The 25,303-nt window shown below is 76.1% G+C and carries 17 protein-coding genes; 12 read left to right on the forward strand and 5 right to left on the reverse strand.

Translation table 11 applies throughout. The annotated features are described in order from the left end of the window. The first annotated feature begins 72 nt into the window (after positions 1-72). Positions 73-3,360 (forward strand): SNF2-related protein, encoded by a 3,288-nt coding sequence (locus ACW14Y_RS34250; protein WP_456984663.1) that lies wholly within the window; start codon positions 73-75, stop codon positions 3,358-3,360. Between the two features lie 5 nt (positions 3,361-3,365). Then, positions 3,366-3,599, forward strand: coding sequence for a hypothetical protein (locus ACW14Y_RS34255; protein ID WP_380307066.1), 234 nt, complete (start codon positions 3,366-3,368; stop codon positions 3,597-3,599). 31 nt (positions 3,600-3,630) lie between these two features. Here the strand turns inward: ACW14Y_RS34255 and sph are convergent, their stop codons facing one another. Together sph and ACW14Y_RS34265 are read right to left on the reverse strand one after the other, a co-directional pair. Beyond that, a complete protein-coding gene (gene sph, locus ACW14Y_RS34260; protein ID WP_456984664.1) occupies positions 3,631-4,668 on the reverse strand; it encodes a sphingomyelin phosphodiesterase in 1,038 nt (345 codons plus the stop codon). A 72-nt stretch (positions 4,669-4,740) separates the two neighbouring features. After that, the gene (locus ACW14Y_RS34265; RefSeq protein ID WP_380307062.1) at positions 4,741-6,837 is read right to left on the reverse strand and encodes an MMPL family transporter; all 2,097 of its coding nucleotides are present in this window, start codon (positions 6,835-6,837) and stop codon (positions 4,741-4,743) included. A 373-nt stretch (positions 6,838-7,210) separates the two neighbouring features. Between ACW14Y_RS34265 and ACW14Y_RS34270 the strand changes: the two genes are divergently transcribed. Then, entirely contained in the window at positions 7,211-8,629 is a 1,419-nt protein-coding gene (locus ACW14Y_RS34270; protein WP_380391941.1) for a lamin tail domain-containing protein, read from the forward strand. Positions 8,630-8,737: 108 nt separating this feature from the next. Here the strand turns inward: ACW14Y_RS34270 and ACW14Y_RS34275 are convergent, their stop codons facing one another. Further along, positions 8,738-9,724, reverse strand: coding sequence for a deoxyribonuclease IV (locus ACW14Y_RS34275; RefSeq protein WP_380307058.1), 987 nt, complete (start codon positions 9,722-9,724; stop codon positions 8,738-8,740). Between the two features lie 236 nt (positions 9,725-9,960). Here ACW14Y_RS34275 and ACW14Y_RS34280 point away from each other — a divergent pair, with 236 nt between their 5' ends. Together ACW14Y_RS34280 and ACW14Y_RS34285 are read left to right on the forward strand one after the other, a co-directional pair. Next, complete coding sequence (locus ACW14Y_RS34280; protein ID WP_380307056.1) at positions 9,961-11,058, forward strand: right-handed parallel beta-helix repeat-containing protein; 1,098 nt, start codon at positions 9,961-9,963, stop codon at positions 11,056-11,058. Between the two features lie 80 nt (positions 11,059-11,138). Then, entirely contained in the window at positions 11,139-12,170 is a 1,032-nt protein-coding gene (locus tag ACW14Y_RS34285; RefSeq protein WP_380444393.1) for a methyltransferase, read from the forward strand. Positions 12,171-12,259: 89 nt separating this feature from the next. Here ACW14Y_RS34285 and ACW14Y_RS34290 read toward each other — a convergent pair whose 3' ends face one another. Both ACW14Y_RS34290 and ACW14Y_RS34295 read right to left on the reverse strand, forming a co-directional pair. Further along, positions 12,260-13,000 carry a class F sortase gene (locus ACW14Y_RS34290; protein ID WP_402724110.1) on the reverse strand — a complete coding sequence of 247 codons (741 nt, stop codon included), beginning with the start codon at positions 12,998-13,000 and terminating at the stop codon, positions 12,260-12,262. 139 nt (positions 13,001-13,139) lie between these two features. After that, the gene (locus ACW14Y_RS34295) at positions 13,140-13,565 is read right to left on the reverse strand and encodes a hypothetical protein (RefSeq protein ID WP_456984665.1); all 426 of its coding nucleotides are present in this window, start codon (positions 13,563-13,565) and stop codon (positions 13,140-13,142) included. A gap of 251 nt (positions 13,566-13,816) precedes the next feature. On the opposite strand from ACW14Y_RS34295, the gene ACW14Y_RS34300 reads away from it, so the two are divergent. From ACW14Y_RS34300 to ACW14Y_RS34330, 7 genes are all read left to right on the forward strand, one after another. After that, complete coding sequence (locus tag ACW14Y_RS34300) at positions 13,817-14,269, forward strand: PPOX class F420-dependent oxidoreductase (protein ID WP_456984666.1); 453 nt, start codon at positions 13,817-13,819, stop codon at positions 14,267-14,269. A gap of 151 nt (positions 14,270-14,420) precedes the next feature. After that, positions 14,421-15,398, forward strand: coding sequence for a hypothetical protein (locus ACW14Y_RS34305; RefSeq protein ID WP_456984667.1), 978 nt, complete (start codon positions 14,421-14,423; stop codon positions 15,396-15,398). A gap of 411 nt (positions 15,399-15,809) precedes the next feature. Next, a complete protein-coding gene (locus tag ACW14Y_RS34310) occupies positions 15,810-17,204 on the forward strand; it encodes an MFS transporter (protein ID WP_456984668.1) in 1,395 nt (464 codons plus the stop codon). Positions 17,205-17,275: 71 nt separating this feature from the next. Beyond that, the gene (locus ACW14Y_RS34315; RefSeq protein WP_456984669.1) at positions 17,276-18,625 is read left to right on the forward strand and encodes a non-ribosomal peptide synthetase; all 1,350 of its coding nucleotides are present in this window, start codon (positions 17,276-17,278) and stop codon (positions 18,623-18,625) included. Positions 18,626-18,876: 251 nt separating this feature from the next. Next, positions 18,877-22,071 carry a non-ribosomal peptide synthetase gene (locus ACW14Y_RS34320; protein ID WP_456984670.1) on the forward strand — a complete coding sequence of 1,065 codons (3,195 nt, stop codon included), beginning with the start codon at positions 18,877-18,879 and terminating at the stop codon, positions 22,069-22,071. After that, the gene (locus ACW14Y_RS34325) at positions 22,068-23,309 is read left to right on the forward strand and encodes an acyl-CoA dehydrogenase family protein (RefSeq protein ID WP_456984671.1); all 1,242 of its coding nucleotides are present in this window, start codon (positions 22,068-22,070) and stop codon (positions 23,307-23,309) included. Before ACW14Y_RS34320 ends, ACW14Y_RS34325 begins: the two co-directional genes overlap by 4 nt. Positions 23,310-23,348: 39 nt before the next feature. Continuing rightward, entirely contained in the window at positions 23,349-25,235 is a 1,887-nt protein-coding gene (locus ACW14Y_RS34330; RefSeq protein ID WP_456984672.1) for a non-ribosomal peptide synthetase, read from the forward strand. Positions 25,236-25,303: the final 68 nt, after the last annotated feature.

Consider the following 25,303-nt stretch of genomic DNA (forward strand, 5'->3'; position numbering starts at 1 on the left):
GCCCTCACCGGGCGCTGTCGGAGGCACCGCCTAAGGTGGGAGACCCGTCCCGTGGAGAGGTGCCGCCCGCCGATGTACGCCCTGCACGCGCTCTGGCGAGCCGACGGCCGGCTCGCCGTCTGGGCGGAGGACGCGGCGGTCCACCGGGGTGATGCGTACGAGCCCGGCGACCGGGCCGGCCGGGGCGGGACGGCGCACCCGTTCGCCTGCCCGGCCGGGGAGGTTGCGCGGCTGCTGGGGACGGTCGGGCCGGGGCTGGGGTGGCTGGCCGAGCAGGCCGGCGAGCGGTGGACGGGGTTGCTGCTGCCCAGCCTCGGCGGGCGGCCCGTGCCGTCGCCGGACCTGCCGGTCGGAGCCACCTCGCGGGGGGTGGGGCTGAGCCCGTGGCGGGTGCCCGCGCTGCTCTTCGACCGGTCCCAGGCCGCCCAGCTGCTCGGCGCGCTGCACGATCCGCACTGGCCGGGTGCCACCGTCCAGCTGCCGGACGGCACACCGGCCGAGCTGGCGTACGGAGCCTCGGTGCGCTGGCTGGCCGCCGTGCACGATCTGGCCTGGCGGCTGGTCGGGCGGGGGCGGCTGCTGCCGGTGCCGGTGGAGGAGGCGGGGGAGTGGTACGCCCGCTGGCGGCCCGCGCCGGACGCGCCGGCCCGCCGGGAGGCGGCCGCGCTGGTCGCGGGCTGCCCGCCGGTGTGCCGGGCCGAGCACCCGGCGCCGGCCTCCGCCGACGGCCCGCCCGGCAGGCCCGGTGCATCCGGCCGGTCCGGCCCGCCCGGTACGTCCGGCAGGCCCGACCTGACCGCGCCGCCGACCGCCGCCGAGCTGTTCACCGGGGTGCTCGACGCCCTGGTCGACCAGGAGGCCCGGGTCGCCCTGGCCGATCTCGACCCGCCCGCCGAGCCGTTCCTCGCCGCCCTGCACTCCCCGGACGGCCGGCTCGGCCAGGCGCCGCCCGCCGGACTGCCCGAACGGCTCGCGGTCTGGCAGACGGCCCGCCCGGCGGACGGGCCGCTGCGGCTCGACTTCCGGCTCACCGAACCGCTCGGCCACGACGCCGACCCGGAGGTCGCCGGCCCGGCGATCGACGACGGTACGGACCCGGACGCCGCCGACTCCTGGTGCCTCGACCTGCTGGTCCGCGCCGTCGACCGGCCGTCCCTGGTGGTCCCGGCCGCCGCCCTGCGCCCCGGCTCCCGCGACCCGGCCCGGGAGGCCCTGGCCGACGCCGTCCCCGCCGGGGCCGGCGATCCGGCCGAGGCGTTCCGCGAGGAGCTCGCCCGCGCCGTCCGGGTCGCCCCCGAGCTGCGCGCCCTGTTCACCGGCACCTTCCCCACCGAGGCCCGGCTCGGCCGGGCCGGCGCCCTGCGCTTCCTGCGCGAGGACGCGCCCGCGCTCACCGCCGCCGGCTTCGGCGTGCTGCTGCCCGCCTGGTGGCAGCGCCGCCCCCGGCTCGGCCTGGTGCTGACGGCGGGCGCGCCCGCCGACGGCCCGGCCGCCGTGCGGCGCACCGCGCAGGTCGACCGGGACGCCGTGCTGGACTTCGAGTGGCGGCTCGCCCTGGGCGACATCACCCTGACCGAGCGGGAGTTGGCCGACCTCGCCGCCGCCCAGCAGGGGCTGGTCCGGCTGCGGGGCCGCTGGGTCGAGGTGGACCAGGCCCAACTCGCCATCGCCGTAAGGTTTCTGGCCGAGCACGGCAGTGGCACCATGGCGCCGGTCGAACTGCTGCGGCTGGCCGTGGACGACGGCGCGGTGGTGGACGGCCTGCCGGTCACCGAGGTGCGGGCGGCCGGGCCGATCGGCGACCTGCTGGCCGGCCGGCCCGGTCCGGCGGACCGGGTCCCGGAGCTGCCCGAGGGCTTCACCGGCACCCTCCGCCCGTACCAGCGGCGCGGGTTGGCCTGGCTGGACGCGCTCGGCCGGCTCGGCCTCGGCGCCGTCCTGGCCGACGACATGGGTCTCGGCAAGACGGTGCAGACGCTGGCCCTGCTCGCGCTGGAGCGGGAGCGCGGGGCGCGCGGACCGGTGCTGCTGGTCTGTCCGATGTCGCTGGTCGGCAACTGGCGCCGGGAGGCCGCCGCCTTCGCGCCCGGTCTGCGGGTGCACGTCCACCACGGCCCCGACCGCACCGCGCCCGCCCCGGACGCGCCCGGCACCGGCCTCGGCCTCGGCCTCGACGGCTCCGATGGCTCCGCCGACCCCGCCGACTCCGCCGACCCCGCCGACCTCCCCGACCTGGTCATCACCACCTACGGCGTGGTCCAGCGGGACGCCGCCGAACTGCGCCGGATCCACTGGCGGCGGATCGTCGCCGACGAGGCGCAGCACATCAAGAACCGTTCGGCCCGCCAGTCCCGGGCGCTGCGCTCACTTCGCTCCGGCCCGCGCATCGCGCTCACCGGCACCCCGGTGGAGAACCGGCTGGCCGATCTGCACAGCGTCCTGGACTTCGCCAACCCCGGGCTGTTCGGCAGCCCGGAGTCGTTCCGGGAGCGGTTCGCCAACCCGGTGGAGCAGACCGGCAGCGTGGACGCGGCGGCCCGGCTGCGGCGGGTCACCGGCCCGTTCCTGCTGCGCCGCCGCAAGACCGATCCGCAGATCGTCCAGGACCTGCCCGCCAAGCAGGAGTTCACCGTCAGCTGCTCGCTGACGGCCGAGCAGGCCGGGCTCTACCGGGCGGTGGTGACCGATCTGCTGGAGCGGCTGGGCGGACTGCGCGGGGTGGAGCGCAAGGGCGCGGTGCTGGCGGCGATCGGCCGGCTCAAGCAGGTGTGCAACCACCCGGCCCAGCTGCTGCACGACGGCACGGCGGTGGCCGGGCGTTCGGGCAAGGTGGAGCGGCTGGTCGAACTGCTGACGGAGGCGCTGGCCGAGGGGGACCGGGCGCTGGTGTTCACCCAGTACGCCGAGTTCGGCGCGATGCTCCGGCCCTACCTGCGGCGGAAGCTGGGCGAGGAGGTGCTCTATCTGCACGGCGGCGTGCCGCGCGGGCGCCGGGACGAGATGGTCGAGCGCTTCCAGTCGCCGGCCGGGCCGCGGGTGTTCCTGCTGTCGCTCCGGGCGGGCGGCACCGGGCTCAATCTGACGGCCGCCAACCAGGTGGTGCACCTGGACCGTTGGTGGAATCCGGCGGTCGAGGACCAGGCCACCGACCGCGCGCACCGGATCGGGCAGCGCCGGGACGTGCAGGTGCGGCGGCTGGTCTGCGCGGGCACGGTCGAGGAGCGGATCGACGAACTCCTCACCGCCAAGCGGACCCTGGCCGAGGCGGCGCTCGGCGCCGACGAGCAGTGGCTGGCCGAACTCCCGGCCGAGCGGCTGCGGGAGCTGCTCACCCTGTCCGCCGACTCGATCGGAGTGTGACCGCTGTGACCCCTTCGGAACGCCCGCCGGAGTACCGCCCGGACCGCGGCGCCGACCGGCCGCTCGCCGAGCTGCTCGACGTCTACTGGCGCGGCCGGGTGCCGACCCCGGTCGACCCCGAGCAGGCCGGAACGCCCACCGCCCTGGACGAGTTGGGCCCCTCCGGCATCACGGTACGCGGCCGCCCGCTGGAGGCCGGACTGGCCGCCGCCTACCGGCGGTTCACCGGGGCCGGCTGACCCCGGTGGACCGCCGCGCGGAGCCGGAGGCTCAGCCCGCCGTGACCGGGTAGTGGTCGGACAGGTCGTTGTAGGTGTAGCTGGTGCCCCAGCTGCTCACCGTCCAGGGCGCGCTGTGGAAGCGGACCACCGAGTTGGTGTAGGCGGCCGGGCGCGCGTGGTCGGCGCGGTAGAGGACGTAGTCGAGGTCCTCCTTCGGCTCGCCGGGGTAGCGGTAGGCCGCGATCGAGTTGTCCGCGGTGTCGAAGGAGTTGACCCAGCCGTCGCGGGTGGTGGCCGGTGCCACGCCCGCGTTGGTCAGCAGCGACGGGTACTCGCTGCCGTGCGAGTCGATGTTGAGGTCACCGGCGAGCACGATCGGCTCGGCGGCCGGGATGTTCTTGGCGTCGACGAAGGCCTTCATCGCCTTGAGCTGGGCGGCCCGGACGGTGGCCGGCTGGCCGGCCGAGCAGCCGGAGTCGGTGGACTGGAGGTGGGTGCCGATCACGTGGGTGCGCACGCCGTTGACGTTCAGCACGGCGTAGACGAAGCCCTTGTTGGACCACCAGTCCGCCCCGCAGGCGTCCTTGAAGATGTACTGCTCCTTGCGCAGGACCGGCCACTTGCTGAGCAGGGTGACCCCGCCGTCCTCGGGCGTGGCGGAGCTGTAGCTGCCGTAGGTGGCGTCCCAGCCGCTGGTCGAGCGGCCGACGACCGGGGTGTGGTACGGGTACTGCGCCGAGGCCTGGGCCACCAGGGCGTCGGAGGCGGCGTTGTCGAAGGCCTCCTGGAGCACCACGACGTCCTGGCCCTGGAACACGTCGGCGGCCGGGATGGCCTTGGCCCGGTAGTCCTGGCCCCAGTTGGGGTAGAGGTTCTTGCTCATCAGGAAGATGTTGTACGTCAGCACCTTGAGCGGCGCGACCGTCGGCAGCGCGGCGGCGGTGCCCTGCGAAGCGGCGGCGGCGCTGCCCGCCGCGGGGGCGGCGAGGGCGCTCGGCGCGGCGGCGAGCGGGGCGAGCAGGGCGGCGGCAGCGGTGCACACCGCGGCGAGGCGCGCGTCGGGGCGGCGCGTGGAGGGAGTTGGCATGTGCGCAGTGAAGCGAGACCGGGCGGCGCTCGTCCAGACAGTGAACGATAACCATATGAACTCATTGGTAACTTAAAGCTGTCTGGCCAACTCCTTCTCGGGCGGAGGAACTTGTCCGGACAACGCGCTCGGCCACCACATGTGCCGGTCCAGGTCGACGGTCAGCGCGGTCACCAGGACGGAGCGCACCACCAGGGTGTCCAGCAGCACGCCGAGGGCCACCGCGAAGCCGATCTCGGCGAAGCCCACCACCGGCAGGGTGCCCAGCACGGCGAAGGTGCTGGCCAGGATCAGGCCGGCCGAGGTGATCACCCCGCCGGTCGCGGCCAGTCCGGCCACCGCCCCCCGCCGGGTGCCCTGCTGCACGGCCTCCTCGCGCACCCGGGTCATCAGGAAGATGTTGTAGTCGATCCCCAGTGCCACCAGGAACACGAAGACGAACAGCGGGAAGGAGTTGTCCTGCCCCTCGAAGTGGAAGACGTGCTCGAAGAAGAACGCGCTGATGCCCAGTGCCGCCGCGTAGGAGAGGACGACGGTGGCGATCAGCACCAGCGGCGCGGTGACCGCGCGCAGCAGCAGCGCGAGGATCACCAGCACCACGCCCAGCACCAGCGGGATGATGGTCCGGTTGTCGGAGGTCGCGGCCCGGCCGGCGTCCAGGATCACCGCCGTCGAACCGCCCACCTGGGCGTCGGCGTTCGGCACGGCGTGCACGGCGGTCCGCAGCCGGTCCACGGTGTCCTTGGCGGCCTGGCTGTCCGGCGGGTCGGTGAGGGTCGCCCGGAACAGCGCCCGCCCCTCGTGGAACGTCGGCTCGGTGGTGCTCGCGATCCCGGGTGTCGCCCGGGTGGCCTCGCGGACCGCGCCGCTCTCGGCGGCCGCCGAGACGACGGTCAGCGGCGCGCCGGTGCCGGCCGGGAAGTGCGCCTCCAGGGCCTGCTGGCCGACCACCGAGTCCGGTGTCCCGGTGAAGCTGCCGGCCGTGCTGAGTCCGGTGGCGTTCAGCGAGACCAGCCCGACGCAGCAGGCCGCCAGCGCCAGCCCGGTGCCGACCCACACCTTGCGCGGCCGCCGCGCGATCCACTCGCCGACGTGCGCCCAGCGTCCGGAACGGGTCGGCTCCGGTGTGCCGAAGGCGGGCTTCACCGGCCAGAACACCCAGCGCCCGAGGATCACCAGCAGCGCGGGCAGCAGGGTCAGCATCGCGACCAGCGCCACCAGCACGCCGATCGCGCAGACCGGGCCGAGGCCGCTGGTCGAGTTCATCTCCGCGACCAGCAGGCAGAGCATCGAGGCGACCACGGTCGCGGAGGAGGCGAGGATCGCCGGACCGGCCCGGTGCAGGGCGAAGGCCATCGCCTCGTGCCGGTCCCCGTGCCGGCGCAGCTCCTCCCGGTAGCGGGCGGTCAGCAGCAGGGCGTAGTCCGTCCCCGCGCCGAGCACCAGCACGATGAGGATGCCGGCGCTCTGGGCGTTGACGGTCAGTCCGGCGTGGTCGGCCAGCAGGTAGATCACCGCCTGGGCGACCACCAGTGCCCCGGCCGCCGAGAACAGCGGCAGCATCCACAGCACCGGGCTGCGGTAGGTGAGCAGCAGCAGGACGATCACCACGGCGACGGTGGCGGCGAGCAGGGTGGAGTCGATCCCGGCGAAGGCCTCGGCCTGGTCGGCGCCGACCCCGGCCGGGCCGGTGACATGGGTGGTCATGCCGAGGCTGTTCTCGGCGGCGGTGGCGCGCAGGCTGTCCACCGCCGGGCGGAGGTCCTGCCAGCCGCCGGTGCCGATGTCCACCGACACGATGGTCTGCAGGGCCTGGCCGTCGGCGGACTCCACCGGCCCGGTGACCGGGCCGACCACGTGCGGGGCGGAGGCGAAGGCCCGGGCGTCCTTGACCGCCTCGGCCTTGTCGGCGGGCGTGATGCCGCCGTCCCGGACGTAGACCACCACCGCCTGGGCGGTGTCCACCGGCTGGAAGGCGCGCTGTTCGTCGAGCACCTGGGTGGACTCGGCGTTGCCGGGCAGCCAGCTGGACGCCTGGTTGTCCTCGACGTCGGTGAGCTTGCCCGCCAGCGGGCCCGCCACCACCAGCAGGACCAGCCACAGGGCCAGCACCACCCACTTGCTGCGGCGTCCGCACGGCAGCTCGGCCAGTCTCCGGGTCGGGCTCATCGGGGGACCACCGTTCTCGGGGCTGCGACGGCGCGGGTCGGCACCACGCGTCGGCATCGTCCGCTCCAGCCTGGCACCGGCCCCCGGACCCGGCAGCCCGAGCGGCACCGGCGGGCGGCCGACCGTGTGTCGACCGGTGCCCGAGCCCCCGTCCGGCGGAGGCCCGCCCCCGCCCCTGACGCCGCTTCCGGCCCCGCCCCCCCGCTGGGGCAGGTGGGGCGGGTGCGCGCGGACGGTGCGAGGGTGGTCCCGGCGTGCCGTGGTTCTTCCGTCGTTCATACCGCGCTCGCCTCCCGGCGTCGCTCCGTTGGCGGGCCGCCGGGACGGTGGTGGCGCCCTGTCAGCGCTTCCCCCTCCCCCCAGGACGGACATCGTGACCGCATCGCGCGCACCGCGTCGACGCCGCAGCCTCGCCCTCCTCCTCGCCACCGCCCTCGGCCCCGTGCTGGCCACCGGCGTGCTCGGGGTGTCCCCGGCCGCGGCCGCGCCGGCCGACGACATCCGGATCAACGAAGTGGTGACCACCGGATCCGTCGACGACTCGATCGAGCTCGTCAACAAGGGCACCGCCGCGGTCGACATCTCGGGCTGGGTCCTCAAGGACGACAACAACAGCTCCAGCTACAAGGTCGCCGCCGGCACCACCCTCGCCGCCGGCGCGTTCAAGGCCTTCGACGTCCACAACGCCTTCGGCCTCGGCTCCGCGGACAAGGCCCGGCTGTACCTGCCGAACGGCAGCACCCTGGTCGACAGCTTCACCTGGAGCACCCACTCCGCGCCGTCCTGGTCGCGCTGTCCCGACGGCACCGGCGCCTTCGCCCAGGCCCAGCTCACCCTGGGCGCGGCCAACAGCTGCGGCTCCGGCGGCGGCACCCCGGTGGCCTGGCCCGGTGGCAGCGGCATCGCCACCGCCGACGCCTCCAACGTCTTCGGGACCGACCTCAGCGGCCTCTACCAGGACGGCGGCGTGCTGTGGGGCGCGCAGAACTCCGGCAAGCTCTGGCGCCTGCTCCCCGACGGCTCCGGCGGCTGGACCCCCGACACGGCCTCCGGCTGGAGCAGCGGCAAGACGCTGCGCTTCCCGGGCGGCACCGGCAGCCCCGACAGTGAGGGCGTGACCGTCACCTCCGCCGGGGCGGCGGGCGGCGTCTTCGTCTCCAGCGAGCGCAACGGCGACGCGTCCGGCACCAGCCGGCTGTCCGTGCTGCGCTACGACGTGAGCGGCACCGGCAGCACGCTGACCGCCACCAAGGAGTGGAACCTCACCGCGAGCCTGCCCGCGGTCGGCTCCAACCTCGGCCTGGAGGGCATCACCTGGGTGCCGGACGGCGCGCTGACCGCCGCCGGCTTCAAGGACGAGTCGACCGGCGCGGCCTACGACCCGGCCGGGTACGCCGCCCACACCGGCGGGGTGTTCTTCGTCGGGGTCGAGGGCACCGGCGCCGTGCACGGCTTCGTCCTCCAGGACAGCGGCAGCTTCACCAAGGTCGCCTCGATCAGCACCGGCCTCGCCGGGGTGATGGAGGTCCAGTGGGAGCCGCAGACCTCGCGCCTGTGGGTGGTCTGCGACGACACCTGCAACGGCCAGCACCGCACCCTGAAGGTCAACGCCTCCGGGGTGTTCGCCACCACCGCGATCTTCAACCGCCCGACCGGCATGTCCAACCTCAACAACGAGGGCTTCGCGATCGCCGGCGCCGCCGAGTGCGTGGGCGGCAGCAAGCCCGTCTACTGGTCCGACGACAGCAACACCGGGGGCCACGCCCTCCGCAGGGGCACCGTCACCTGCTGATCCGGGGACAGCCGTCCACCCCGCGGCCCCGAGCCACCCGGCTCGGGGCCGCGGCCGTTGCGGGAGGCGCGGGCGTTCACACCGGCCGCGCGGCGGTCGCGCGGGCGTTCACACCGGCAGCGGGACGGTCGCGCGGGAGCGGAGCCGCTTCAGCGCGGTGATGTCGAGGGTGTGGCCGGCGCCCTCGCCGCCGTGCTTGCGGTCCGGGGTCTCCACGATCAGGGGGACGCCGGCCGTGGCCGGGTGCTCGAAGAGCTCGCGGAACGGTTCGGCGCCGATCAGACCGGCGCCGATGTTGGCGTGCCGGTCCTTGCGGGCGCCGACCGCGTCCTCGGAGTCGTTGGCGTGGATCAGCCGCAGCCGGCCCGGCCCGGCGGCCTCGACCAGCGCGTCCAGGGTCGCCCGGACGCCGCCCGGCGCCGCCAGGTCGTGGCCGGCCGCGAAGGCGTGGCAGGTGTCCAGGCAGACCCCGACCTTCGGGTGGCCGTCCAGCGCCTCCACGTACCCGGCGAGGTCCTCCATCCGCGCGCAGAGCGAGCTGCCCTGGCCGGCCGTGGGCTCCAGCAGCAGCCACGGCGCGTCCTCGCCGAGCGCGTCGAGCTCGTCCAGCAGCCGCCGCACGTCCTCGCGGACCTGGGCCATCGCCTCCGCCCGCCGCGAGCCGCCGCCGGGGGCCGAGCCGACCGCCGAACCGGTGTGCAGCACCACGCCGAGCGCGCCGATCGCGTGCCCGCGCCGCAGCGAGTGGCGCAGCGAGTCGGCCGAGCGCTCCCTGGTCACCGGATTGTCCGAGCCGAAATTGATCAGGTACGGCGCGTGCACGTACGCCGGGACCGCCCGTTCCGCGCAGGCCGCGCGGAACTCCGCATCCTGCGCCGGGTTGCCGGTCGGCGTCGCCCAGCCGCGCGGGTTCGCGACGAACACCTGCACCGTCTCGGCGCCCACCCGCCCGGCGTACGCGAGGCCGGTCCCGGCCAGACCCCGGCCGGCCACCGGCACATGGGCGCCGATCGGGTTGCGGAGGCCGGCGGTGGTGGGGGATGCGGAGGCGGTGTCGGCGGCGGGTGCGGCGGCTTCGGCGGTGCTGGTGCTCATGGCTCCGAGCATGGCACGCCGACGACGGTCCGCCGTCGGCCGGGCCGGTGCCCCCGACCGGCCGACGCCCCGTCAGCCCGGCAGCCCAACCCTGGTGGCGGGGCCTGCCGCCCGCCCCTAGCGTCGGTTCGGCCGACACCCACCGGCCGTCACCTCCCGAACACCCCGCGTCATCGTGCCGACGTCCCCGCGAGCGCGCCCCCGCCGTCGGAGCGTCAGAAAGCAGGTCACCACTCATGCCCACGCGACGGGTCCACCACCTCGCCGCGGCCACCGCCGCCGCCACGACCGCCCTGACCACCGTGCTGACCGCCGTCGGCGCCGCACCCGCCCGCGCCGCCGGCGACCTGCACCTGGTCCGGCCCGGCGAATCGATCCAGCAGGCCGTCGACGCGGCACTGCCCGGCGACACCGTGCAGCTGCTCCCCGGCGAGTACCGGGGCAGCGTCCGGATCACCACGCCCGGCCTGACCCTGCGCGGCGCGGGCCGGGACAGCGTGCTGCTGCCCGCCGACGCGTCCGCCCCCGTGCCCGCCGACGGGGCCGCCGTCTGCGCGGCCGCCGGCCACGGCCTCTGCGTGGCCGGCACCGACGACCGGCCGCTCGACGGGGTCACCGTCGAGGCGCTCGCCGTCACCGGCTTCCGCAAGAACGGCATCAGCGCCTCCGGCACCACCGGCCTGACCGTGCGCGCCACCTTCGTGCACGACAACGGCCAGCAGGGCATCAGCCAGGAGAAGTCGACCCGGGGCGTGATCACCGCCAACGAGTCCACCCGCAACGGCCAGTCCGGTGTCTTCCTGGCCAACTCGGTCGACAGCGAGGGCGGCGCCCTCTCCGCGGACGGCACCCTGGTCAGCGCCAACCTGCTGACCGACAACCGGGTCGGCGTCACCGTCCGGCGGCTGCGCGACCTGAGCGTCGAGCGGAACCGGATCCGCGGCAACTGCGGCGGGGTGTTCGTCGTCGGCGACGAGGGCGTGCCCCGGGCCGGCGCCCTCACGGTGACCCGCAACCAGGTCGTCGCCAACAACCGCTACTGCCCGCCGAACCCCCGGCTCGACCACATCCAGGGCGCCGGGATCGTGCTCACCGGGGCCGAGGAGACCTCGGTGACGGAGAACGAGGTCCGCGACAACGTCGGCGCCTCGCCGTTCTCCGGCGGCATCGTGCTCGTCCACAGCGTGGTGGGGGTGGCCAACGCCCGCAACACCGTCGCCGACAACCTCGTGCTCGGCAACGGGCCGGCCGACCTCGCCGATCGCGACACCGGCACCGACAACTCCTTCGCCCGCAACCAGTGCGCGGTCTCCGAGCCGGCCGGCCGCTGCTGACCGGTTCCGACCCCGCGCGCCCCGGGCGCGTCCTCGAACCCACGCCCCCCGACCCCCGCAGAAAGCAGAGACCCGGCCCCATGACCACCGCACCCGCCACCACCCCGCAGGCAGCCATGCGCCTGCGGGAGCTCGTCTTCGGCGCCGCCTGCGCCGCCGCCGTCCGCGCGGCCGCCCGGCTCGGTGTCGCCGACGCGCTCGGCGACACCCCCACCCCCGTCACCGACCTCGCCGCCGAGCTCGGCACCGAGCCCCGCCAGCTGCGCCGCCTGCTGCGCGCCCTCACCTGCTACGGCATCTTCGAGGAGCTCGACGGCGACCGCTTCACCCACACCGACATGTCCCGGCTGCTGCGCGAGGACGCGCCGAACAGCCTCCGCTACATCTCCCTGTGGTGCACCGAGCCGTGGACGTGGGAGGCCTGGCCGAAGCTGGACGAGGCGGTGCGCTCCGGCCGCAACGTCTTCCCCGAGCTGTTCGGCAAGGAGTTCTTCGACTACCTGCACAGCGACGGCGGGGAGTCCGCCAAGGTCTTCGACCGGGCGATGACCACCTCCAGCCGGCAGTCCGCCGCCGACTTCGCGGCCTACCTCGACCTCACCGGGATCGACGCGGTGGTCGACATCGGCGGCGGCCAGGGCCATGTCCTCGCCAGCCTGCTGGAGAAGCACCCGGCGCTGCACGGCACCCTGCTGGACCTGCCCAAGGTGGTCGCGGGCGCCGATGCCCGGCTGCGCGAGGGCGGCGCCTTCGCCGACCGGGCCCGGCTGGTCCCCGGTGACTGCCGGGAGGCGATCCCGGTCGTCGCGGACCTCTACATCATCAAGAACATCCTGGAGTGGGACGACGCGAGCACCCGCCGGACGCTGGCGAACGTGGTCGCGGCGGCCCGCCCGGGCGCCCGGGTCGTGGTGGTCGAGAACCTCGTCGACGACAGCCCCTCGATGCGCTTCACCACCGCCATGGACCTCCTGCTGATGCTCAACGTCGGCGGCGCCAAGCACTCCGAGGCGAGCATGGTCCGGCTGATGACGGAGGCCGGGCTGGAGGTCCGGGAGGTGCGCCCGGTCAATCCGTACCTGCACGCCTTCGAGGCCGTGGTGCGCGGCTGACCCGGTCCGCCGGAACGACGCGGCCGCCGGTCCCCTTCCGAGGGGGACCGGCGGCCGCGTCGTGGGTGCGTGCGTCGTGGAGCGGGGGTTCAGGCCTTGCGGCTGGACTCCAGGTGCGCGAAGACCACCACGTTGTCCAGGTAGTCGCGGCGCTTCTTGTCGTAGGTGCCGCCGCAGGTGATCAGCCGGAGCTGGGCGTCGGGCGTCTTCCCGTAGACCTTCTGGTCGGGGAAGGCGTCCTTGGCGAAGGTCTCGACGGCGTCCACCGAGAACACCGCGACCGTGCCGTCCGCCCGCCGGACCTCCACCTTGTTGCCCGGCAGCATCAGGCTGAGCAGCAGGAACACCGCCGGGCCCTTGGTGGTGTCGACGTGTCCGGCGACCACCGCGGCGCCGCGCTCGCCCGGGGTGACGCCGTCGCGGTACCAGCCGACCAGGTTCTTGTCGTCCGGCGGCGGGGCGTTGAGCTGGCCGGCGGGGCTCAGGGTGAGTTCGGTGAAGGGGGCGTCCACGTTGAGCTGCGGGATCCGCAGCCTGGTCGGCTTGGAGCGCTTCAGCGGCGCCGCCGCCTTGACCGGCGCGGCGGGGGCGGGCGCGGCCGCCCCCGCCGGTGCGGTGGAGGCCGGGGCGGCGGGGCCGGTGGCCGCCGCCGCCCCCGTGGCCGGTCCCGGAGCGGCGGACGCGGCAGCGGCCGGGGGCGCGGCCGCGACGGCCGACGCGTCGTCGGCCGGGACGCTGTCCACCGAGTTGTAGATCAGCAGCAGACCGACCGCGGCCGCGCCCATTCCCGCGCGCAGCAGCCGGGACGTACCCGGGATCAGACCGGCCATCGTCGCTCGTACTCCTCTCGGCGGCCCGGGCCCGGGGTGCCGCGGGCCGGACACGGCGGAGCGCCGCCCCGCACGCCCCCGTCGTGACCGGCGCGCGGGGCGCGGGTCACGACCGGGAGGCGGCGGGAACGGCGCGCGGTCAGATGGCGGCGTCCGCGGTGCGGCGGCCGCGGCGCAGCGCGATCGCGCCCGCCCCGAGGCCGCCGAGCAGCAGGACCGCGCCGGAGGCGAGGCCGCCGCCGGAGAGCGCGAGCCCGCCGCCACCGGTGTGCACGCCGCCGTGCGGGGTCTTCTCCTCGCCCTTGCCCTCGGACCCCTTGCCCTCGGACCCCTTGCTCTCCGAGCCCTTGCCCTCGGAGCCCTTGCTCTCCTCGGTGGCGGAGGAGCCCTTCTGCTTCTCGTCCCAGGTCTTCTGGCCGTCGGGGGAGGCGGCCTTGTCCTGCTTCTCCTGCCAGGTGAGGTTCTTGCCCTGGTCGGCGGCCCCGTCGGCGTAGGCGAGCGGGGCACCGACGGTGAGGACGGCGGCGACGGCTGCTCCGGCGAGCAGGGTGCGTGCAGAACGCATGATGATGATCCTTCCGGCGCGGTACCGCGATCGCCGACACATCATCGGGCGGGGGACTCGCGGAGTGGGCGCCTGATTCACCGTCAACCACCCTGGCGCCCGCTGCCACCGGAGGGCGGCAGCCCCGGCCCGGCGGGTGACCCCTTCGAGTGGAGTCCCGGGCGTGTTCACCCGAGTGCCCTGGGCGATCCGGGTGAGGTGTGTGTACGAGCGGAGGGACTGGCGCCCGGGCGGGCGGGCAGACTCGGCGCATGGTCGAGATCTCGAAGGACGTCCGTGAGCGGGTCGAGGCAGGGCACATCTGGTACGTCGGCACGGTCAACGCCGACGGTTCGCCGCACGTGAGCCCGATGTGGGTGGGGATGGAGGGGGACCTGCTGCTGTTCAACACCTCCGTGGGGCGGGTCAAGGAGCGCAATCTGCGGCGGGACCCGCGGGTCTGCCTGTCGCTCGCCGACCCCGGGGACCCGTACGACCGGGTGCAGATCCGGGGGCGGGCGGTGCGGTTCGTGGAGGGCGAGGAGGCGGACCGGAACATGGACCGGCTGGCGCACAGGTACCTGGGGGTGGAGCGGTACGGCTGGGTCGTCCCGGGGGAGCGGCGGGTGGTGGTGCTGGTCGAGCCGACCAGGATCAGCCGGGTGGTGGGCGTCGAGCCGCTGCCGCCGGGCGCCCCCGGGAACGACCCGGCGGGTCCCGGCTGAGCCGTCCGTCCCGTGCGCCCTGTCCGCACCGCCCTGCCCGGGCCCGGCGCGGCCGTTCCCCGAGGTGGCGGTCGAGGGGTGGCGGCCCCGGGGAACCGTTCGGCCGGGGCCGCGTCTATCTTGAGGGGCCACGGACACGAGAGGGGCGCACATGGGCACGGCCGGTCGGAAGGTGGCCGCCGCGGCGGCGACGGGCGCGCTGCTGGCGGCATTGGCCGCCTGCGGTTCCGGGAGCTCGACGAGCTCCGAGAACGCGGCGAAGGGCACGGCGGGCGCGTCGGCGAGCCCCGGGACGACGGCCGACGCGGCCACCGGAGGCACCGGCGCGCCCTCGGCGGCGGCCGGGAGCGGGACCGCGACGCCGTCGGGCGACCCGGCCGGCGGCGGGGCGGCGGCCGGCGGTACCCCGGCGGCCGGTACGGCCGGCGCGGGCGCGGCCACTGCGGGAGCGGCGGCGGGCGGCTCGTCCGGCGGGACGGCGGGGACGGCAGGGACGGCCGGTACGGCCGGTACCGGTTCCGGCACCGCCGGCGCGACGACCGGGGCCGCCACCGGGGGCGCTGCGGGCGGCGGAGCGGGTGGAGCCGGCGGAGCCGGACAGCCGGCCACCGGGCCCGACTCGGACACCGCGCTGCTCGACTCCGCGCTGCTCGCCCTGCTGCTGCCCGACCAGAAGGCGATGACCGGCTGGGAGGAGGAGAAGCGGCGGGTCGACACCGCCGACCACGCCACGACCTGCACGGCCGCCGCGCCCTGCAAGGGCAAGCCGCTGAGCGGCACCGCGAGGTTCGCCTCCGGCGAGGTGGTGGTGCGCTTCGGCGTCGACACCCTGCCCGGCCGGGCGCAGGCCCAGGACCGCTACAAGGAGGCGTACGGCGCCTACGCCGACGCCACCAAGTACGGCCCGGCCGACATCGGCCTGCTGGGGACGGAGAGTCGCGCGTTCAAGGGCGACCTCGCGGGCCGGGACGGCGTGGCGATCGTGCTGCGCGCCGGCACGGTGGTCGCCACCGTCACCACCGAGGGCGGTCCGGTGGACCCGGCGGGCACCCGGCGGCTGGCCGCGATGCTGGTCTCCCGGATCGAGCAGGCCCAGGCGGGCCGCACCCCGGACGCCGTCCTCGGATAGCCCCTCGGGCCCGACGCCCGTCCTTCGGCAGGCCCCGCGGCCCCCGGACCGACCCCTTGAGTTCCAGGGGCGGTCCGGGGGCCGCGCGCGTGTGCCGATATCACGGCCGCACCACCGCCAGGTGACAGAAAGTCAGCACTCCCTGCGTTCCGGCCAAGTTGAGTGCGGCCGTCCGCTGGCTGAAATCCACGGTCCGAATAGCGGACACCCGAGTGGACATCCCGAACGGGAAGACCGGTCGGCGCGACGCCGCTGGTGGTGCCCGCGAGCGGCTGTTCCGGCCGGTCGCGGCCGGATAAGCGGCAGGTGAGGGAAGGCTGAGCGAGCGGCGGTATCAGGCCGATTCGGGCGGGGGCCGGAATCCGGCCAGCCGGTTGCCCTGTAGCGAATCGGTAACCGAGGGTCGTACTGATGAACGAAACGCCTCACCTGCCCAGTACCGGTCCGTCGGCCCGCCGCGACTTCCGCCTCCTGCTCTCGGGGGCCGTCGCGGCGCAGGCGGGAAGTCAGGTCACCCTGGTCGCACTGCCCCTGGTGGCAGTGGTGGAACTCGATGCCACGCCCTTCCAGGTCGGTCTGCTGACCGCCGCCGAGACCGCCGCCTTCCTCCTGGTCGGCCTGCCCGCCGGCGCCTGGCTGGACCGGATGCGCAAGCTGCCCGTCCTGGTCCGCGCCGACGTGCTGCGCTGCCTCGCCGTCGGCTCGATCCCGGTGGCCGCCGCGCTGGACGTGCTCGGCCTGCTCCAGCTCTACCTGGTGGCCCTGGTCACCGGGGTGGCGACGGTCTTCTTCGACGTCGCCCACCAGTCCTTCCTTCCGGTGCTGCTGCCGCGCGACCGTCTGGTGGCGGGCAACGGGGCGATCGAGACGGTCCGGTCCTCGGCGCAGATCGCCGGGCCCGGCCTGGGCGGCGGGCTGGTCCAACTGCTCGGCGCCCCGTTGGCGATCGTCGCCGACGCGTTCGGCTTCCTCGCCTCGGCGGCCCTGCTCTCCCGGATCCGGGCCGAGGAGCGGCTGCCCGAGCCCGAGCCCGGGCGTTCGCTGCGCGCCGAGGTCGCCGAGGGGCTGCGGTTCGTGCTGGGCCACCCGCTGCTGCGGGTGATCGCCGCCACCACCGCGGCGTCCAACCTGTTCAGCGCGGTGCTGATGGCCGTGCAGACCGTTTTCTGGGTGCGGGTGCTGGACCTCTCGCCGGCCGCGATCGGGGTGCTGCTGTCGGCCTCGGCGGTCGGCGGGCTCGCCGGTGCGCTGTGCGCGGGCCGGCTCGCCGCGCGGATCGGGCAGGCCCGGCTGATCTGGCTCGCCCCGCTGGTCACCGGCCCGTTCGCGCTGCTCTGGCCGCTGGCGGACGGGGGCGCGGGGGCGGTGCTGTTCGCGATCGGCGGGGTGGCGGTGCTGTTCGGCGCCGTGGTCTACAACGTCGCCCAGGTGAGCTTCCGGCAGAGCCTCTGCCCGCCCCGGCTGCTCGGCCGGATGAACGCCACCATGCGGTTCCTGGTCTGGGGCACCCTGCCGCTCGGCGCCCTGCTCGGCGGCGCCGTCGCCGAGCAGGCCGGTCCCCGCACCGCGCTCTGGCTCTGCGCGGCGGGCTTCCTGGTGGTGCCGGTGCCGCTGCTGTTCTCGCCGCTGCGCGGGCTGCGGGACCTGCCGTCCGCGCCACCGGAGGACGGGACCGCGGCCGACGGACCGACGGCGGACGTGCCGCCCGCCGCGGACGGCGACCCGGCCGCCGACGGTGCTGCCGGGCGCGACGCCGCCGACGGTGCTGCCGGGCGCGACGCCGCCGACGCCGGAAGGGCTCGCTGAACGCGCCGCCCGACCGGGCCCGGAACCACTCCGACCCACCGACGCCCCGACCCGAAAGCGGAGACCCTCCCGTGCACTCCAGCATCACGGCCGCCTACCTCACCCGCTACCGGTCCCTCGCCTCCGCCGCAGGGACCGGCTCCGACCCGGCGCCGCTGCTCCCGCTCACCGGCGCCCAGCGCCGCTTCCTGATCACCCGGCACCGCGACCGGCTGGCCCGGACGGACGTCGTCCCGCTGTTCTTCGCCTTCCCCCGGGGCACCGTCGACCTGGCCCGGCTGCGCCGCGCCGCGCTCCGGCTGGCCCGGCAGCACCCGGCGCTGTGCGGCGAGTTCACGGTGCTGCGCGGTACGCCGGTGCTGCGGCTCGGCGAGCCCTCCGTCGAGGTGGCCCGGGTGCCGGTGGACCCGTCCGGGGCAGAAGCCGACCGGGCCGCCGGGGCCGGGCAGCCGGACGGGCCGGCCCGGGCGGCGCTGCTGCGGGCGCTGCTGGACTGGCCGACCGACGGACCGGCGCTGCGGCTGCTGCTGGCGGCCGGACCGCGGGACGAGGAGGAACTGCTCGCCGTCGCCCTGGACCACGCCGCCTGCGACGAGCAGTCGCTCGGCCTGGTCACCGAGGGGCTCGGCGCCGCCTACGCGGACGCCGACGGCGGCGAGGATCTCCCCGGCGCGGGGCGGGCCGAGGCCGTCGAGTCCTACCGGGCCGCGGTGGAGGGCCAGTTGGACGCCGAGGCGCGGGCGGCCGGCGAGGCCGCCCAGCGCCACTGGGCCGCCCGGCTCGGCGCCCTCGCCGACGCCCCGGAGGGGACCGGTCCGGCCGGGGCGGCCCGGTCGACCGGTATGGCCGTGGACCGGCTGCCCGCGGTCACCGGCGCCGCCCGGAGCGGTGTCTTCCCGGCCCTGCTGGACGCCGTGGCCGCCGCCGCGCACCGGCTCGACGGCGGCGACCGGGTGCTCGCGCTCGGCTACCCGTGGGGCGGCCGCCCCGCCGACACCGCGCCCGTGCTCGGCTGCTTCCTCAACACCCTGGTCCACCCCGCGCCGCCCGGCCCGCCCCGCCCGCTCGACACGCTCGGCGCCGAGTGGTGGGACGACCTCGACCACGCGGACACCCCGTACGACGAGGTGGTGCGCGCGGCCCGTTCCGCCGGGGCGAGCTGGTCCGGCGCGCTCGACGGACTGCTCACCTTCGAGGACCTGCACCGCAGGCCGCCGCTGGTGCTGGGCGGGACCGCCGGACGCGAGGTCCACCTCGCGGGCCGTCCGCTGGCCGCGCCGATCGCGGTCTCCGCCTCGCACGGCGAGGACCTCCTGGTCCGGCTGGCCTGGGACCGCGAGCGCTACGCGGACGCCGCGGCGGAGGCGGCCTTCGTGACGCTGCTCGCGACCCTGCGCCACCACCTGGGCGCCGGGGCCTGACCCGCCGGGCCGTTCCGGCCCCGGACCGCCGCACGCGCCGACTGCCGCACCCGCCGGTCGGCCGGTCCGGCACGACCACCCCGACCCGTCCCGACCCACCTCGACCGTCCCGACCCACCACGACTCACCCCGACCCACCCCGCCGGGCCCGCCACCACCCCCGGCGGGTCCCGGCCCCGGGGCAGGCCCCACAGCGCCCGCCCCGAGCCGTCGAACCGAACCAACAACCCGACACCACCTGGGAGTTGCCCATGTTCGCACTCTCCTCTTCGCAGGAGATCGTCTGGCTGCACGAGCAGATGCAGCCCGGCAGTCGCGCCTACAACTTCACCGCCGCCCTCGATCTCTGGGGGCCGCTCGACACCGACGCGCTCCGGGCCGGCCTCACCGCCGTGCTCGCCCACCACCCCGGCCTGCGGCTCGAACTGGTCACCCGCGCCGAGGGGTTGCCGCTCCAGCGGGTCGGCGCCCGGACCGAGCCGCGGCTGCGCACCAGCGACCTGAGCACCGGGGTCGACCCCGAGGCCGCGTTCCGGACCCTGCTGGCCGCCGAGGCCGAGGAGCCGCTGGACACCACCGACGCCCCGCTGCTGCGCTGGCACCTGGTCCGGATCGGTGACGACCACCACCGGCTGATCCACGTCGAGCACCATCTCATCCACGACGGGCACTCGTTCGCGATCCTGCTGCGCGACCTCTTCACCGTCTACCGCGCCCACGTCCTCGGCGAGGCCGACGCCGTCACCCTGCCCGCCGCGCCCTCCTACGAGGAGCACGTGCACGCCGCCGAGGCCGTCCGGGACGCCGGCCGCGAGAGCGGACTCGCCTTCTGGAAGCAGGAGTTGGCGGACGCCCCGCTCGACCTCGCGCTGCCGGGCCTGGCCCGCCCCGGTGCGGGCCGCCGCCACCGCGGCGGCCAGCTGCGCCAGTCGATCGGCGCCGACCTCGCCGAGCGGCTGCGCGAGCGGGCCAAGTCCGACGGCCACACCCCGTTCTCCACCCTGCTCACCCTCTTCGCCGAACTGCTGCGCCGGCACAGCGGCCACCAGGAACTGATGGTCGGCACCGCCGTCGGCAACCGGCCGCCCGGCTTCGAGGGCACCGTCGGGATGTTCGTCAACACCGTGCCGCTGCGCCTGCGGCTGGACCCGGCCGCGCCGGGCACCGAGGCGGTGGACGAGGTGACCGATGTGCTGTTCCGCGCGCTGCCCCACCAGGACGTGCCGGTCCAGGAGTTGACCCGCGCGCTCGGTCGGCACACCAGCGGCGCCGACAACCCGCTGTTCAGCGTGATGTTCAGCGCGCACGACGCGCCGCTGCCCGATGTGCAGGCCCCCGGCCTGGAGGTCTCGCTCTACGAGGGCTTCAACACCGGCACCACCCGCTTCGACCTCGACCTCGTCCTGCTGCCCGACGACCGCCGGGTGGTCGGCGAGAAGCACGGCGCGGCCGGGATGACCCTGGTCTGGGACTACGACGCCGACCTGTTCGGCGAGAGGATCGCCACCCTGCTCTCCGAGCGGCTGCTCGACCTGCTGCGCGGCTACCTCGACGGCCCGGACGCCCTGCTCGCCGACCTCGCGACGGCGCCCGCGACGGCGCCCGTCACGGCCGGCGTCACGGTCGGCGCCCACGCGGACGCCGGTGCCGACGCGCTGCCCGAGCCGGCCGGCCTCGACCCGGCCGCCGTCCACGACCCCACCTCGCTCGCCCTGCTCGCCGGTTCCGAGCGGCTGAGCTACGGCGACCTCGACCGCCGGGTCGGCGAACTGGTCGAGCGCCTGCGCGCCGCGGGGGTGACCCCCGGGCAGCCGGTCGCCACCGTGCTGCCGCGCGGCGTCGACAGCGTCGTCGCCCTGCTCGCCTGTCTGCGCCTCGGCGCGGTGTACGCCCCGCTCTCCGCCGAGGACCCGCAGGCCAGGCTGGCCCTGCTGCTGGAACGGCTCGCCCCGGCCCTGGTGCTGGCCACCCGGCAGAGCGCCCTCGCCCTGCCCGCCGACACCGTCCCGGCCCTGCTGGACGGCCCGGCCTTCCCGGAGGCCCGCCCGGCCGCCGTGCTCGACGGCGCCGCCTATGTGATCCACACCTCCGGCTCCACCGGTGTGCCCAAGCCGGTCCTGGTCGGCCGTACCGCGCTGGCCCGGTACCTGACCGCCGTGACCGCCCGTTACGGCCTGGGTCCGACCGACCGGGTGCTGCTGTTCGCCCGGCCGTCCTTCGACGTGGCGCTGGAGGAGGTGCTGCCCTCGCTGGTGGCGGGCGCCGCCCTGGTGCTGCCGCAGCGCGAGGTCCCGACCGGGCCCGAGCTGGTCGCCGTCCTGGCCGCCCGCGGCGTCACCGTCGCCAACCTGCCGACCAGCTACGCGCTCGCCGTCCGCGAGGACCTGCGCGAGGCACTGGCGGACGGCCGCTGGGCGCCGCGCCTGCTCGTGCTCGGCGGCGAGCGGCTGCCGGCCCGCGCCCTGCGCGGGCTGACCGAGGGCACCGCCGTCACCGTCCTCAACGCCTACGGCGTCACCGAGGCCACCGTCACCTCCACCGTGCACGAGCTCACCGCGGCCGAGCTGGCCCCGGCCGCCGCCACCGGGGACACGGCCGCCGAGGGGACCGACGACACCGCCGAGATCCCGCTCGGCACCGAACTCCCCGGCGTCCGGATGTACGTCCTGGACACCGGCGGCCAGCCGCTGCCGCCCGGCGCCGTCGGCGAACTCGCCGTCGGGGGAGCGGCCCTGGCCGACGGCTACCTCGGCCTGCCGGAGGTCACCGGCACCCGCTTCCCGGCCGTCCCGGCCCTCGGCGGCGAGCGCGTCTACCGCACCGGCGACCGCGGCTACCGCGACCTCGACGGACAGCTGCGCTTCCTCGGCCGCCAGGACAACCAGGTCAAGCTGCGCGGCTTCCGGATCGAGCTGGAGGAGATCGAGGCCGCCGCCTCCGCCGAACTCGGCGGCCGCTCCTGCGCCGTCCTGCTGCACCGGGACGACAGCGCCGGACCGCGCCTGCTCGGCTTCCTCGACGGCGGCCCGCAGCCCGACCAGGCCGCCCTGCACGCGGCCCTGGTCCGCCGGCTGCCCGCCGGACTCGTCCCGGCGAGCTGGACCGCGCTCGACGCCATGCCGCTGCTGCCCGGCGGCAAGCCGGACCGGACGGCCCTCGCCCGGCTGGCCGCCGAGGCACCTGTGGGCGCCCCGCCCGAGGCGGCCCCGTCGGCCTTCACCGACCCCGCCCAGCTGATGATCGCCGAAGCCTGGCGGGAGGTGCTCGGCCACGACCGGTTCGCCCCGGACTCGCACTTCTTCGAGGTCGGCGGCCACTCGCTGCTCGCCGCCCGGCTCGCCGCCTGGCTGGAGCCGCGCCTCGGCAACCGGCCCCCGCTGCGCACCCTCTTCCAGCACCCCGTCCTGGCCGACCAGGCCCGCGCCCTCACCGGAGCCCAGCAGTGACCCTCACCGCCCCCGGCCCCACCGCCGCCCGTCCCGTCGCCCGCCCCGCCACCGGCACCGGCCTCTCCGCGCCGTCCGCCGTCCTGGAGGCCGAGTACCGCGAACTCGTGGCCGCCTTCGAGAGCTTCGTGCGCCGCGAACTCGAACCGCTCGCCGCCGAGCTGGCGGAGTCCGCCGAACAGCCGCCGGCCGACCTGCGGACCTACGTCCGCAAGCGCTCCGCCGCCCTCGGCTTCTACGCCGGCGACTACCCGGAGGAACTCGGCGGCTCCGGCATGCCGTTCACCGCCGTCGTGCTGCTCCACCACGCCGCCGGGCGCAGCGGCTGCCCGCTCGCCCCCTACGCGCTGGCCGGCTCCGACGGGCCCAGCCCGCTGCTGCGGCACGGCACCCCCGAGCAGATCGAGCGCCATCTGGTCCCGCTGGTCCGCGGCGAGCGCACCCGCTGCCTCGCGCTCACCGAACCGCAGGCCGGGTCCGACGCGTTCCGGCTCACCACCACCGCCGTCCGCGACGGCGACGGCTGGCTGCTGAACGGCCGCAAGACCTTCGTCAGCAACGCCGACCGGGCCGACCTCGCGCTCGTGGTCGCCGCCACCGACCTCGGCGACGGCGCCGGGCCGACCGCCGGCGCCACCGCCTTCGTCCTCCCGATGGACCACCCCGGGCTGCGCATCGGCCAGCGCTACGAGGGCATGTCCGGGGAGCCGCTGTTCGAGCTGGTGCTCGACCGGCTGCACGCCCCGGCGGCCTCGGTGATCGGCGGCGAGGACGGCATCGGCGCCGCCACCGGGCTCGCCATGGACAGCCTCTCCCGGGGCCGGCTGGTGGTCGCCGCGATGTGCGACGGCATCGCCGAGTACGCGCTGCGGCTCGGCGTCGAGTACGCCCGCGAGCGGCAGGCCTTCGGGCAGCCGATCGGCGACTACCAGCACATCCAGGACCACCTGGTCCGCACCCGCGCCGAGGTCGAGGCCGCCAAGCTGCTCACCCTCGCCTGCGCCCGGCTCGTCGACGAGGGCACCGAGGCGCCCGAGAACGCCGCGCTCGCCAAGCTGACCTCCTCCGAGACCGCCGTCCGGGCCGTCGACCGCGCGCTCCAGGTGCACGGCGCCACGGGCTGGGTGCGGGGTCACCCGCTGGAGTACCTCTACCGCTACGTCCGGATGACCACCATCATCGAAGGGACCTCCGAGGTCCAGAAGGTGATCGTGGCCCGGGCCATGGGCCTGGGCTGACCCGTACCGACCATCCATCGACGTCCGGAGGACCCCGTCATGACCACCATCCAGGACCGGCCCCTGCCCGGCCTTCTGCCCGGCCTCTCCGTCGCCTACGGCCGCCCGCACCGCGACGGCGCCGTGCTCGACCTCTTCACCAGCTGGGCCCGCCGCACCCCGGACGCGCCCGCGCTGATCGACGGCGCGCTCACCCTGAGCTACGCCGAACTCGACCGCCTCGCCGACGAGATCGCCGGGCAGCTGGCCGGGCGGGTCCGCCCCGGCGACCTGGTCGGCCTCTGCCTCGACCACTCCGCCGCCCTGGTCGCCGCCACCCTGGCCGTCGCCCGGATCGGCGCCGTCCACCTGCCGCTCGGCCCGCGCCCCGGCGAGCGCCGGCTCCGGGCCGTCGCCGAACAGCTGCGCCCCGTCTGCCTGATCGGGGACCCGGCGCTGCTGCCGCCCGCCCACCGGGACGGCCGGCACCACCCGGTGACCGCCCCGGGCGCGACCGGGATCGTGGCCGCCTTCGCCGAGGCCGCGGACGGCGCGGGCGCGGACGGCGCGGAGGCCGTCCGCGCCCCCAGAGGCACCCAGTACACCGTGCTCACCTCCGGCTCCACCGGCCTGCCGAAGGCCGTCGCCGTCGGCCAGACCGCGCTCGGCGCCCTGCTCACCTGGTACCGCGAGCTGACCGGCCTCGGCCCGGGCGACCGGCACAGCCTGCTCATCGGCGTCTCCTTCGACCCGCACCTGATGGAGCTGTGGGCCGGTCTGACCTCCGGCGCGGCGCTCTGCGTCGCCCCCGAGGCCGTCCGCTGGGACCCGGCCGCGCTCACCGACTGGTGGCGCACCGCCGGCATCACCGTCGGCGTGCTGCCCACCCCGCTCGCCGAGCCCGTCCTCGACCGGCCGTGGCCCGCCGACCTGCCGCTGCGTCACCTCACCGTCGGCGGCGACCGGCTGCGCCGCACCCCCGGTCCGGACGTCACCGCGACCGTCCACAACGCCTACGGCCCGGCCGAGGCGACCGTCACCACCACCGTGCACAGCATGGCGCCGGGTGCCGAGCACGGCGCCGGGGCGCCGCCGATCGGCCGGCCCGTCCCCGGCGCGATCGTCCTGGTCGCCGACGAGAACGGCCGCCCGCTGCCGCGCGGCGAGGCCGGCGAACTGCGGATCGGCGGCCAGGGCCTGGCCATCGGCTACCTGGACGCGGAGCTGACCGCCGAGCGCTTCGTCTCCGCGCCCGACGACCTCGACGGCACCGACCGGGTCTACCGCACCGGCGACCGGGTGCTGATGCGCGCGGACGGCGTCCTGGAGTTCCTCGGCCGGCTGGACGACCAGGTCAAGGTCAGCGGGGTGCGGATCGAACCGGCCGAGGTCGAGGCCGCCCTGGAGCGCGACCCCCGGGTGCGGCGCGCCGCCGTCGTCGCCCGCCCGGCCCCGGTCGGCGGTGTCCAACTGCTCGCCTTCGCCCAGCCCGTGACCGAGGGCGGCCCGGTGGACGGCGCCGAACTGCTGGCGGCGGTCCGGCCCTGGCTGCCCGAGCAGGCGGTGCCGAGCGTGCTGCGGCTGGTCGACGGCTTCCCGCTGGACGCCAACGGCAAGATCGACCGGGCCGCGCTGCTCAAGGCGGAGGAGGCCGAGGCCCAGCAGGGCGCCGAGCACTCCGCCGGGGCCGGGGCGGAAGGGGCCGCCACGCCGACCGAGCGGACGCTGCTCCGGATCTGCGCCGGCCTGCTCGGCCGGACCGACCTCGACCCCGCGGACAACTTCCTGGACGCGGGCGGGACTTCGGTCACCGCCGCGCGGCTGCTCGCCGCCCTGGAGGAGGAGTTCGGGGTCCGGCTGAAGGCTCCGGTGCTGCTGCGCCAGCCCGATCTGCGCGCGGTGGCCCGGCTGGTCGACGAGCGCCGTCCGGGCGCCGCCGCGGGCTGACCGGCCGCCGCCCTCCCTCCCGCCCACCGTCGCACGGCGCCCCGGCCCACCGCCGGGGCGCCCGGAAG

Source organism: Kitasatospora sp. cg17-2 (assembly GCF_054031055.1).